Origin of the sequence: Streptomyces sp. NPDC021012, assembly GCF_044333355.1 — a bacterium.
Lineage (GTDB): Bacteria > Actinomycetota > Actinomycetes > Streptomycetales > Streptomycetaceae > Streptomyces.
On record NZ_JBIRQU010000001.1, the window covers coordinates 690,508 to 701,962 of the forward strand.

Genomic DNA, 11,455 nt, shown 5'->3' on the forward strand with positions numbered 1-11,455 from the left:
GGGCGCCCTCTTAGCAGAGCTACTTGGGCGTTTCGGCCGTGCGGCGAGCGTGCGTGCCGGGCGGGCCGGACCCGACGGGAATGGTCAGACAGGCCCTAGGCTCCCGGGCATGAGTGTCGAGCTGGTGATCTTCGATTGTGACGGCGTGCTCGTGGACAGCGAGCGGATCTACTGCCGGGTGGACCGGGAGGTGTTCGCGTCGCTCGGGGCGGAGTTCACCGAGACGGAGATGGCCGACCTCTTCGTCGGCTCCTCGCACGAGCTGCTCACCGCGATCGTGGAGGAGCGGCGGGGCCGCCCCCTCGAACCCGGCTGGCAGGCGCCCTTCAGGCAGCGGTACGAGGACGCCCTGGACGCGGAGCTGACGGCCGTGGAGGGCGTGGTCGACGTCCTGGACGCCTTGTCCGTCCCGTACTGCCTCGCCTCCAACGGCAGCCACGGCAGCATCCGCAAGAACCTGGGCCGGGCAGGGCTGCTCGCCCGCTTCGAGGGCCGGATCTTCAGCGCCCGCGACGTCGCCCGCGCCAAGCCCGCCCCGGACCTGTTCCTGCATGCGGCGGCCACCATGGGCGTCCCGCCGGAGCGCTGCGCGGTCGTCGAGGACAGCCCGTACGGCGTCCAGGCCGCCCGCGCGGCCGGCATGCGTGCCTTCGGTTACTGCGGCGGCCTGACGCGGGCGGACCGGCTGATGGGCCCGCGGACGGTGGTCTTCGACCACATGCGGGAGCTGCCGGGGCTGCTCGGGGAGCCGGCGTAGTCCTGCCGGCTCCCTTCGCGGGCCCGGACGTCAGGCGATGCGGTCCAGGACGATCGGGTTCGGGGTGAACTCCGTGCCCGGGGCCGCGATGTCCCAGGCGCCCTCCAGGGAGCCGAGGGCGTAGTCGAACTTCTCCGGGGTGTCCGTGTGGAGGGTCAGCAGGGGCTGGCCCGCCGTGACCGTGTCGCCCGGCTTGGCGTGGAGCTCGACGCCGGCGCCCGCCTGCACCGGGTCCTCCTTGCGGGCGCGGCCCGCGCCCAGGCGCCAGGCGGCGATGCCGATGTCGTAGGCGTCGAGGCGGGTGAGGACGCCGGAGGAGGGGGCGGTGACGACGTGCTGCTCGCGGGCGACCGGGAGGGTCGCGTCCGGGTCGCCGCCCTGGGCCGCGATCATGCGGCGCCAGACGTCCATCGCCGAGCCGTCCGCGAGGGCCTTCGCCGGGTCGGCGTCCTTGATGCCGGCCGCGTCGAGCATCTCGGCCGCGAGGGCGATCGTCAGGTCGACGACGTCCTTCGGGCCGCCGCCCGCGAGGACCTCGACGGACTCGCGGACCTCCAGGGCGTTGCCCGCGGTGAGGCCGAGCGGGGTGGACATGTCGGTGAGGAGGGCGACCGTCTTGACGCCGCTGTCCGTGCCGAGGCCCACCATCGTGCGCGCCAGCTCCCGCGCGTCCTCGATGTTCTTCATGAAGGCGCCGGTGCCGACCTTGACGTCCAGGACCAGGGAGCCGGTGCCCTCGGCGATCTTCTTCGACATGATCGAGGAGGCGATCAGCGGGATCGCCTCGACCGTGCCGGTGACGTCGCGGAGCGCGTAGAGCTTCTTGTCCGCCGGGGCCAGGCCGTCGCCCGCCGCGCAGATGACCGCGCCGGTGGTGTCGAGGACGTGCAGCATCTCCTCGTTGGAGAGCAGCGCGCGCCAGCCGGGGATGGACTCCAGCTTGTCGAGCGTGCCGCCCGTGTGGCCGAGGCCGCGGCCGGAGAGCTGCGGCACGGCCGCGCCGCAGGCGGCGACGAGCGGGGCGAGCGGGAGGGTGATCTTGTCGCCGACGCCGCCGGTGGAGTGCTTGTCGGCGGTCGGGCGGGAGAGCGAGTCGAAGTTCATGCGCTCGCCGCTCGCGATCATCGCGGCGGTCCAGCGGGCGATCTCCGCGCGGTTCATGCCGTTCAGCAGGATGGCCATGGCCAGGGCGGACATCTGCTCGTCGGCGACCACGCCCCGGGTGTACGCGTCGATGACCCAGTCGATCTGCTCGGGGCTCAGCTCGCCCTTGTCCCGCTTGGTACGGATGACGGAGATGACGTCCATGGTGTGCCTCTTTCTACGCGCATAGAGGGGGGAGGAAAGGGGAGCGACCCTCCCATCGTGCCGGAAGGGTCGCTCCGAGGTGCTACTTGGCGAGGTGGTCGGGCCCGAAGGCCTGCGGAAGCATGTCCGCCAGGGTGAGGAACCCGGCGGGCGTCTCCAGGACCAGTTCGGGGCCCCCGAACTCGTACAGGAGCTGCCGGCAGCGCCCGCACGGGACCAGGGACTCGCCCCGGCCGTCCACGCACACGAAGTGCGTGAGCCGGCCGCCGCCGGTCGCCTGGAGCTGCGAGACGAGCCCGCACTCGGCGCACAGGCTCAGGCCGTAGGAGGCGTTCTCCACGTTGCAGCCGGAGACCGTCCGCCCGTCGTCCACGAGGGCCGCCGCGCCGACCGGGAAGCCGGAGTACGGGGCGTACGCGCGGGACATCGCCTCGCGGGCCGCGACCCGCAGGGCCTCCCAGTCGGGCGCCGTCGTCACTTGCCCTGGCCCTTCCGGTACGGCAGGCCGTCCGCCTTGGGCATCCGCAGGCGCTGCGCCGAGAGGGCCAGCACGAGCAGGGTGGTGATGTACGGGGCGGCGTCGACGAACTGGCTCGGGACCTGGTCGGTCAGCGCGTACCAGAGGAAGAAGCCGACGGCGAAGACCGCGGCGACGACCGCCGGGACGTACTTCTTCTTGTACAGCTGCCACGCGGCGGCGATCACCAGGAGCAGCGCGACGAGCAGCAGCAGCGCGTGGACGTTCTCGGCGCCGCCGCGCAGCTTGAGGCTGTCGGTGAAGCCGAAGAGGCCGGCGCCCATGGCCATGCCGCCGGGCATCCAGTTGCCGAAGATCATCGCGGCGAGACCGATGTAGCCGCGGCCGCCGGTCTGGCCCTCCTGGTAGATGCCGGTGGAGACGATCGCCAGGAACGCGCCGCCGAGACCGGCGAGACCGCCGGAGACGACGACGGCGATGTACTTGTACTTGTAGACGTTGACGCCGAGGGACTCGGCCGCGACCGGGTTCTCGCCGCAGGAGCGCAGCCGCAGGCCGAAGGCCGTGCGCCACAGCACCCACCAGGTGGCCACGATGAGCAGGGCGGCCACGATCGTGAGCAGCGACAGGTTGGTGACCAGGCCGCCGAGGATGCCGGCGATGTCCGAGATCAGGAACCAGTGCTTGCCGTGGAGGTCCGACAGCCAGTCCGAGAGCCCCGGGATGGTGATGTCGGTGATCGGGTCGATGCGCGGGGACTGCTTGGAGGAGCCGCCCTCGGCCTTGTCGAAGGTGAAGTTCGACAGGTACTGGGTGAAGCCGACCGCGAGGATGTTGATCGCCACACCGGAGACGATGTGGTTCACGTTGAACGTGACGGTGATGATCGCGTGCAGGAGGCCGCCGACCGCGCCGCCGAGGATGCCGACGACGACGCCCGTCCACGGGCCCCACTGGTAGCCGGCCCAGGCGCCGAACCAGGTGCCGAGGACCATCATGCCTTCGAGGCCGATGTTGACGACGCCCGCGCGCTCGGACCACAGGCCGCCGAGACCGGCCATGGCGATCGGCACGGCGAGCTGGAGCGCGCCGGAGATCTGGCCGACGGAGGTGAGGTCGTCGGCCCCGGAGACGACCCGGACCAGCGAGAAGAGCACGAGGCCGGCCGCGACGATCAGCAGGATCCAGGGCCAGGTCAGCTTGCGGCGTCCGGCCTTCTGGGGCGCGGCGCTCGGCTTGGCAACGGTGCCGGTGCTCATGCCGCCACCTCCTTGTCGGTCTTGATGGCGCCGCCGGCGGCGAGCTGCTCGCCGACCTTCTGCTGCTGGCGGCGGAGGCCGTAACGGCGGACGAGCTCGTAGGAGACGACCACGGCGATCACGATGATGCCCTGCATGATCTGGGTGATCTCCTTCGGGTACCCCGCGATGTCCAGGCTGGAGGACGCCTTGTCGAGGAACGCGAAGAGGAGGGCCGAGAAGAGGATGCCGACCGGGTGGTTGCGGCCGAGCAGGGCGACGGTGATGGCGGTGAAGCCGACGCCGACCGGGAAGGCGAGGCTGTACGTGTGCGACTCGCCGAGCAGGATCGGCATGCCGGACAGACCGGCGAGGCCGCCCGAGATCAGCATCGCGGTGAGGATCATCTTCTTGGCGTCGACGCCGCTGGCCTGGGCCGCGGACTCGCTCTCACCGGTGGCGCGCAGGTCGAAGCCGAAGCGGGTGCGGTTGATGACGAACCAGTAGACGACGCCGAGCGCGAGCGCGACGAAGGTGAAGCCGTAGATCTGGCCGCCCTCGCCCATGTCGATGCCGGGGAACCAGCCGGACTCGGGGATCTCCCCGGTGGTGAGGTCGTTGGAGCCGGCGGGCTGGACGCCGAAGTTCTTCGGCAGGATCAGCCAGGCCACCAGGGAGGTGGTGATGGCGTTGAGCATGATCGTGGAGACGACCTCGGAGACACCGCGGGTGGTCTTCAGGACGCCCGCGATGCCGGCCCAGAGGGCACCGGTCGCGATGGCGACGAGCACGATCAGCAGGATGTGCAGCGGGCCCGGCAGATCGACGGCCGCACCGACGAGCGCCGAGACCATCGCGGCGAGACGGTACTGGCCGTCGACGCCGATGTTGAAGAGGTTCATCCGGAAGCCGATGGCCACGGCCAGGGCCGCCAGGTAGTAGATCCCGGTCTGGTTGACGATCAGCACCTGGACGTCGGAGTACCCGGCGTTCTCGATCATCAGACGGATCGGCTCGATCGGGTCCAGGCCCGTCGCGGCCAGCACCAGCACGGTGAGCACGAAGGAGGTGACCAGGGCGAGCACCGGGCCGGCGGCCCCGATGATCAGCTTGTCCTTGTCGAATTTCATCATCGGGCGTCACCGTCTTCGGACTGCTCGGTGCCTTCGAGGTGGCCGGTGGCCGCGCCGGTCATGGCGGAGCCCAGCTGCTCGGGCGTGATGGTGGCGGGGTCGGCGTCCGCGACGAGCTTGCCGCGGTACATGACCCGGAGGGTGTCGGAGAGGCCGATCAGCTCGTCGAGGTCGGCGGAGATCAGCAGCACCGCGAGGCCCTCGCGGCGGGCGTCCCGGATCGCGTCCCAGATCTGCGCCTGCGCGCCGACGTCCACACCGCGGGTGGGGTGGGCGGCGATCAGGAACTTGGGGTCGTGGCTCATCTCGCGGCCGACGATCAGCTTCTGCTGGTTGCCGCCGGAGAGGGAGGCCGCGGTGACGTCGATGCCGGGCGTGCGGACGTCGTACTCGCGCACGATCCGCTCGGTGTCCTTGCGGGCGGCCTTCGGGTCGAGGACGCCGCGCTTGGAGTTGGGGGCCTCGGTGACGTGGCCGAGGATCCGGTTCTCCCAGAGGGGGGCCTCCAGGAGCAGGCCGTGGCGGTGGCGGTCCTCGGGGATGTAGCCGATGCCGCCCTCGCGGCGCTTGCGCACGGGGAGCTTGGAGATGTCCTCGCCGTCGAGGCTGATGACGCCCGCGTCGGGGGTCGCCATGCCCATGAGGGCCTCGATGAGCTCGGTCTGGCCGTTGCCCTCGACACCGGCGATGCCGAGGATCTCGCCCTTGTGGATGGTGAGCGAGATGTCGTCGAGGAGCTTGCGGCCGGCCGCGACCTCCTCGTGCACGGTGACGGCGGCGGCCGGGTCGGCCGGGGCGGCGGTGGTCAGCGGGGCGCCGCCGGTGCCGCTCTCCAGGAGCGTCAGGTTCTCGACCTTCAGCATCGGGACGTCCGTGACCGTCGACTCGCGGGTCTCCGGCGAGGGCAGCTCGCTGCCGACCATCAGCTCGGCGAGCTGCTTGGTGGTGGCGGTCTTCGGGTCGGCGGTGCCGACCGTGGTGCCCCGGCGGATGACGGTGATGTCGTCGGCGACCTTCAGGACCTCGCCCAGCTTGTGCGAGATGAAGATGACGGTCAGGCCCTCGGACTTGAGCTCGCGCAGGTTGTCGAAGAGCGCGTCGACCTCCTGCGGGACGAGCACGGCGGTCGGCTCGTCGAGGATGAGGATCTTGGCGCCGCGGTAGAGGACCTTGAGGATCTCCACGCGCTGCCGGTCGGCGACGCCGAGGTCCTCGACGAGGGCGTCGGGGCGGACCCCGAGGCCGTACGCGTCGGAGATCTCCTGGATCTTCTTCCGCGCCTTGGCGCCGATGCCGTAGAGCTTCTCGCCGCCGAGGACGACGTTCTCCAGGACGGTGAGGTTGTCGGCGAGCATGAAGTGCTGGTGCACCATGCCGATGCCGCGCGCGATGGCGTCACCGGGGCTGGAGAAGGTGACCTGCTCGCCGTCGACGGCGATCGTGCCCTCGTCCGGCTTCTGCATGCCGTAGAGGATCTTCATGAGGGTCGACTTGCCGGCACCGTTCTCGCCGATGAGGGCGTGCACGGTGCCCTTGCGGACCGTGATGGCGATGTCCTTGTTGGCGACGACGCCGGGGAATCGCTTGGTGATGCCGTGCAGTTCTACGGCAGGGGGGCTGGACGCGTTGATGACGCACTCTCCTTGGCCGGAAGGAGTGGGAGCGGGAGGGCAGGGCGGGGTGAAGTTATCGTGCCAGGGAGACATCTACACGCGTAGCACTGCCGAAAAGTGAAAACCCGTACGGGAATGGGGCCGGGGCCCGGGTCCGGTGGGGGTGCCACCGGACGCCGGGCCCGGGCTCAGGTCGTGACCTGGTGTCCTTACGGAGCGGTCTTGACCGTGATCTTGCCGTCGACGATGTTCTTCTTCGCGGCGTCCACGGCGGCGATGACGTCGGTCATCTTCTTGTACGCCGGGTTGGAGTCGGCCAGGCCGACGCCGTCCGTGGCGAGGCCGTAGCGGACCTCGCCGGACTCCGGCTTGCCGTCCTTGACCGACTTGATCAGGTTGAAGACGGAGCCCGAGACGTTCTTGGTGACCGAGGTCAGGATGTGGTCCTTGTACTTGGCCAGACCCGCCTGGTTGTACTGGTCGGAGTCGACGCCGATGGCCCACTTGCCGGCGGTCGCGGCGGCCTCGATCGAGCCGGAACCGGCGAGACCGGCGGCGGCGTAGATCACGTCGGCGCCCTTGTCGATCTGGCCCTGCGCGGCGGCCTTGCCCAGGTCGGGCTTGGAGAAGCCGTCGAAGTTCGGCGGCTGGGTCAGGTACTGGGTGAGGACCTTCGCCTTGGGGTTGGTGTCCTTGACGCCCTGCGTGAAGCCCGCCTCGAACTTCTTGATCAGCGGGACCTCGACGCCGCCGATGAAGCCGACGGTGCCGGTCTTCGAGGTCTTGGCGGCGGCGACGCCGGCCAGGTAGGAGCCCTGCTCCTCGTTGAAGACCAGGTTGGCGATGTTCGGGGCGGTCACCGAGGTGTCGTCGATGAGGCCGAACGTGGTCTTCGGGAAGGACTTGGCGACCTTCGCGATGGCCGGGGCGTAGGAGAAGCCGACGCCGATGACCGGGTTGTTCCCGGCGCGGGCCAGCGAGGTGAGGCGCGCGACCTTGTCGGCGTCGCTCTCGCCCTGCGACGGCTCGGCCTCGGCACCCTTGACGCCGAGCTCGTCCTCGGCCTTCTTCAGACCCGCGTAGGCGGCGTCGTTGAAGGACTGGTCGCCGCGGCCGCCGATGTCGTACGCGATGGCGACCTTGGTGGCCTTGGAGCCGGAGGTGGAGCTGGAGCTCGTGTCGTTCGAGGACTTGCCGCAGGCGGTGGCGGAGAGCGCGAGCGCCGCGGTGGCGATGCCCACGGTCGTGATCCTGGTGATCCGGCGCAAGAGGAGGGTCCCTTCGAGACTGACCGAAAGCGCCTCTTCCGGCGCTGGTTTCGCCGCGATCGTAACGCGCGTAGATGTCAGTTAAAGACCCGTTCATGAGTCGTTATCGGATCGTCGCGAACCGGCCAGGCGAGGCGACCGGGGGCGTTCGGCCCGGCACTGCCGGTTATACAGGCCGGTCCGGGCATCGGGGAGGCCCTGGGCAGGGACACGCCGGGCCCTGGGCCGGACGACTGAGTGCGCGGTCCGGCCGGATTTCAACGCTTTCGGCGTGGCGTTGATCACCGCCGGGAGGTGGCGATGATCACTGCCCGTCACGGCCCCGGCGGGTGGTCGTCAGCGCTCCGGTGCGGCGTCGAGCAGGGCCGCGGCCGTGAAGAGCTCCACCCCGGTCTCGATGCACCGCTCGTCGACGTCGAAGTCGCCGGCGTGCAGGTCGCGGATCCGGGCGTCGCCGGGGGTGCGGACGCCGAGGCGGGCCATGGCGCCGGGAACGTGCTCCAGGTACCAGGAGAAGTCCTCGCCGCCGAGGCTCTGCTCGGTGTCCTCGATCGCGTGCGGTCCGCGGCGGGCCGCCATGGCGTCGTGGAGCAGTTCGGTGATCACCGGGTCGTTGACGACCGGGGGGACGCCGCGGACGTAGGTGACGGTCGACTTGGCCCGGTGCAGGGTCGCGATCTCGTCGATCGCCGCGTGGACCAGGTCGGGCGCGTCCCGCCAGGCCGGCAGGTCGAGGCAGCGGACGGTGCCGGAGAGCGCGGCGTGCTGCGGGATGACGTTCGGGGCGTGGCCGGATTCGATGCGGCCCCAGGTGAGCGAGAGGCCCGAGCGGGCGTCGACGCGGCGGGCGAGGACGGCGGGGACGTCGGTGGCGACCCGGGCGACGGCGGTGACGAGGTCGGTGGTGAGGTGCGGGCGGGCGGTGTGGCCGCCGGGGCCGTCGAGGGTGACCTCCAGGCGGTCGCAGGCGGAGGTGATGGGGCCCACCCGGAGCCCGATCTTCCCGGCGTCGACCCGGGGGTCGCAGTGGACGGCGATGATCCGGCCGACGCCGTCCAGGACCCCGGCCTCGACGAGCTCGGCGGCGCCGCCGGGCAGGACCTCCTCGGCGGGCTGGAAGATCAGCCGCACGGCGTTCGGCAGGAGGCCGCGGCGGTCGAGCTCGGCGAGGACGAGCCCGGCGCCGAGGACGGTGGTGGTGTGGACGTCGTGTCCGCAGGCGTGGGCGCGGTTGGCCACGGTGGAGCGGTAGGCGACGGTCTTGACGTCGGGGATGGGCAGCGCGTCGATGTCGGCGCGGATCGCCAGTACGTCCCGGCCGGGCGCCCGGGTGCCGATGTCACAGATGAGCCCCGTGCCGGCCGGGAGGACCTTCGGCGCGAGGCCGGCCGCCTCCAGGCGGGCCTTGAGCGCGGCGGTCGTACGGAACTCCTGGTTCCCCAGCTCGGGGTGCATGTGCAAGTCCCTGCGGAACGCGACGAGTTCGGCGCGCAGGGAGTCGGACAGCGTTCCGGGCAGGGTGACGGAGCCTGGCTCACGGGACTTCAACTGGTTCACCCTTTGAAGGGTAGGCCCGTCGAAGGGTCAACTGCCCGTTGATCACGAGAATTTCAGCCCCTTAGGGGAAAGAATCTCGGTTTCGCACGCATGAACCTCACTCCCTGTGGGTACGCTCAGCCGAATTCGAGCCGGTCGGCCGGATGCGACGCGCGGGCGGTGAGCCGGTCGACCTCGTGCGCCGCGGTGCCCGTGATCCCGGACAGGAAGCCCTGGGCGCGCGGTGAGGCGGTGGCCCGCAGCCACTCGGGCGCTATGTCGATGACCGCGACCTTCACCCCCGTGCCGGCGAGGGCCAGCGGCAGGGTGTGCACGACCGTGGACGGGAAGCTGACGACCGTGCGCCCGATGGGGCCGCGCCGGGCGATCAGCTCCAGGGGCAGCTCGGGCCGGACCACCTGGAGGCCCGTGTCGACCGCTATCCGGTGCAGCTTCTCGGCGCTCTCCCTGCGGTGCGCGAAGTAGCGGGTGGCACCGTGGGCGCGGGCGAGCTCGCTCACCACGCGCGCGTAGTGGTCGGCGTCGACGACGCCCGTCTCGACGAGCGAGGTGCCGACCAGGTCCGCGCCGCCGGTGAGCAGCGGCGGGCCGAAGGTGTCCCGGGTCCAGGCGTACGCGTTCTCGGTGACCGTGACGCCCGGCGGGGCCTCCACGGGCAGCGAGGTGAAGATCTCGACGGTACGGCCCCGGGCGGGGGCGAGCCTGCGGCGGGCGAGCGTGGTCACCGGCGCGAGGACCAGCTCGCGCGGGCCGAGGCTGCCCTTGCGGTGCCAGCGGACCAGGCGCTCGCCGCGGCCGAGCTGGGCGGCGAACTCCATGGTCGCGGTGCCGTCGTCGACGACCGTCAGGTGCCGGGGGGCGAAGAGGGTCAGGAGGAGCTGGACGTACCGGGAGAACGGGTCGCCGATGATCACCCGCTCCGCCGAGCGCAGCGGCCGGGCGAGCTCCCGCAGGGTGCGGACGAGCGCGCCCCGGCCGCCGCGGGCCTCCTGCCAGCGGACGGTGAGGCCCTGGTCGCGGGCCAGCTGGGCCATCCGGCGCAGCTGGCCCCGCGACATGGGGTCGGTCGGGGAGAGCACCACGACCGTGAGGGCGGTGGCGTCCGCCTCCGTCGCGGAGACGGCCGAGACACCGGGGTTCTGCGTGTGCGCCCACTCCAGGACATTGAGCAGCTGGACCGGGCTCTCGACGAACGCCAGCTGCCCGGTCATGCGGCGACGGCGTCCTGGACCCGGCGGAGCTTCTTCATCGGGCCGAGCTCCGACTCGTACACCTTCTTGACGCCGTCGCCGAGCGCGGTCTCGATGGTGCGGATGTCGCGGACCAGGCGCTGGAGGCCCTGCGGCTCGACGGAGGCGGCCTGGTCGGAGCCCCACATGGCGCGGTCGAGGGTGATGTGGCGCTCGACGAAGGTGGCGCCGAGGGCGACGGCGGCCAGGGTGGTCTGGAGGCCGGTCTCGTGGCCGGAGTAGCCGATCGGGACGTTCGGGTACTCCTCCTGGAGCGTCTGGATGACGCGGAGGTTGAGCTCCTCGGCCTTGGCCGGGTAGGTGGAGGTGGCGTGGCAGAGCAGGATGTTGTCGCTGCCGAGGACCTCGACCGCGTGGCGGATCTGCTTCGGCGTCGACATGCCGGTGGAGAGGATGACCGTGCGGCCGGTGGCGCGCAGCTCGCGGAGCAGCTCGTCGTCCGTCAGGGAGGCGGAGGCGACCTTGTGGGCGGGGACGTCGAACTTCTCCAGGAAGGCGACGGCCTCGGTGTCCCACGGGGAGGCGAACCAGTCGATGCCGCGCTTCTTGCAGTGCTCGTCGATGGCGCGGTACTCGTCCTCGCCGAACTCCACGCGGTGGCGGTAGTCGATGTAGGTCATCCGGCCCCAGGGGGTGTCGCGCTCGATGTCCCACTGGTCGCGCGGGGTGCAGATCTCCGGGGTGCGCTTCTGGAACTTGACGGCGTCGCAGCCGGCCTCGGCGGCGATGTCGATGAGCGCGAAGGCGTTCTCGAGCTCGCCGTTGTGGTTGATGCCGATCTCGCCGGTGATGTACACGGGCCGGCCCGGGCCGGCGGTCTTGTCGCCGAGGGTGCGCAGACGGGTGCTCATGG

General features: G+C 71.0%; 10 protein-coding genes. 1 reads left to right on the plus strand and 9 read right to left on the minus strand.

Going from position 1 to position 11,455, the window contains the following annotated elements; translation table 11 throughout:
* Nucleotides 1-109: 109 nt before the first annotated feature.
* Nucleotides 110-757, plus strand: a complete 648-nt coding sequence (locus ACH4TP_RS03165; protein ID WP_398187062.1) for an HAD family hydrolase — start codon at nucleotides 110-112, stop codon at nucleotides 755-757.
* Between the two features lie 30 nt (nucleotides 758-787).
* On the opposite strand, the gene ACH4TP_RS03170 is transcribed toward ACH4TP_RS03165, so the two are convergent.
* From ACH4TP_RS03170 to ACH4TP_RS03210, 9 genes are all read right to left on the minus strand, one after another.
* Nucleotides 788-2,065, minus strand: coding sequence for a thymidine phosphorylase (locus tag ACH4TP_RS03170; protein ID WP_389220487.1), 1,278 nt, complete (start codon nucleotides 2,063-2,065; stop codon nucleotides 788-790).
* Between the two features lie 82 nt (nucleotides 2,066-2,147).
* The gene (locus ACH4TP_RS03175) at nucleotides 2,148-2,543 is read right to left on the minus strand and encodes a cytidine deaminase (protein WP_389220490.1); all 396 of its coding nucleotides are present in this window, start codon (nucleotides 2,541-2,543) and stop codon (nucleotides 2,148-2,150) included.
* Nucleotides 2,540-3,802 carry an ABC transporter permease gene (locus tag ACH4TP_RS03180; protein ID WP_389220493.1) on the minus strand — a complete coding sequence of 421 codons (1,263 nt, stop codon included), beginning with the start codon at nucleotides 3,800-3,802 and terminating at the stop codon, nucleotides 2,540-2,542. The genes ACH4TP_RS03175 and ACH4TP_RS03180 overlap by 4 nt, the downstream gene beginning before the upstream one ends.
* Nucleotides 3,799-4,914 carry an ABC transporter permease gene (locus ACH4TP_RS03185; protein WP_389220495.1) on the minus strand — a complete coding sequence of 372 codons (1,116 nt, stop codon included), beginning with the start codon at nucleotides 4,912-4,914 and terminating at the stop codon, nucleotides 3,799-3,801. The genes ACH4TP_RS03180 and ACH4TP_RS03185 overlap by 4 nt, the downstream gene beginning before the upstream one ends.
* Nucleotides 4,911-6,620, minus strand: coding sequence for an ABC transporter ATP-binding protein (locus tag ACH4TP_RS03190; RefSeq protein ID WP_389220498.1), 1,710 nt, complete (start codon nucleotides 6,618-6,620; stop codon nucleotides 4,911-4,913). The genes ACH4TP_RS03185 and ACH4TP_RS03190 overlap by 4 nt, the downstream gene beginning before the upstream one ends.
* Nucleotides 6,621-6,736: 116 nt before the next feature.
* On the minus strand, nucleotides 6,737-7,795 hold the full coding sequence (locus tag ACH4TP_RS03195; RefSeq protein WP_398187069.1) for a BMP family protein: 1,059 nt from the start codon (nucleotides 7,793-7,795) through the stop codon (nucleotides 6,737-6,739).
* Nucleotides 7,796-8,131: 336 nt separating this feature from the next.
* Nucleotides 8,132-9,352: an amidohydrolase gene (locus tag ACH4TP_RS03200; RefSeq protein ID WP_389220504.1), complete on the minus strand. Its 1,221-nt coding sequence runs from the start codon at nucleotides 9,350-9,352 to the stop codon at nucleotides 8,132-8,134.
* A 116-nt stretch (nucleotides 9,353-9,468) separates the two neighbouring features.
* Nucleotides 9,469-10,563, minus strand: a complete 1,095-nt coding sequence (locus ACH4TP_RS03205) for a hypothetical protein (protein WP_398435432.1) — start codon at nucleotides 10,561-10,563, stop codon at nucleotides 9,469-9,471.
* Nucleotides 10,560-11,453 (minus strand): N-acetylneuraminate synthase family protein, encoded by an 894-nt coding sequence (locus tag ACH4TP_RS03210; protein WP_398435434.1) that lies wholly within the window; start codon nucleotides 11,451-11,453, stop codon nucleotides 10,560-10,562. The genes ACH4TP_RS03205 and ACH4TP_RS03210 overlap by 4 nt, the downstream gene beginning before the upstream one ends.
* Nucleotides 11,454-11,455 lie beyond the last annotated feature (2 nt).

Excerpts from the sequence above, each read along its gene's own strand:
- ACH4TP_RS03210 (WP_398435434.1), bottom strand. The coding sequence starts at position 11,453 with ATGAGCACCCGTCTGCGCACCCTCGGCGACAAGACCGCCGGCCCGGGC.
- ACH4TP_RS03190 (WP_389220498.1), bottom strand. The coding sequence starts at position 6,620 with ATGTCTCCCTGGCACGATAACTTCACCCCGCCCTGCCCTCCCGCTCCC.
- ACH4TP_RS03205 (WP_398435432.1), bottom strand. The coding sequence starts at position 10,563 with ATGACCGGGCAGCTGGCGTTCGTCGAGAGCCCGGTCCAGCTGCTCAAT.
- ACH4TP_RS03180 (WP_389220493.1), bottom strand. The coding sequence starts at position 3,802 with ATGAGCACCGGCACCGTTGCCAAGCCGAGCGCCGCGCCCCAGAAGGCC.
- ACH4TP_RS03185 (WP_389220495.1), bottom strand. The coding sequence starts at position 4,914 with ATGATGAAATTCGACAAGGACAAGCTGATCATCGGGGCCGCCGGCCCG.
- ACH4TP_RS03170 (WP_389220487.1), bottom strand. The coding sequence starts at position 2,065 with ATGGACGTCATCTCCGTCATCCGTACCAAGCGGGACAAGGGCGAGCTG.
- ACH4TP_RS03165 (WP_398187062.1), top strand. The coding sequence starts at position 110 with ATGAGTGTCGAGCTGGTGATCTTCGATTGTGACGGCGTGCTCGTGGAC.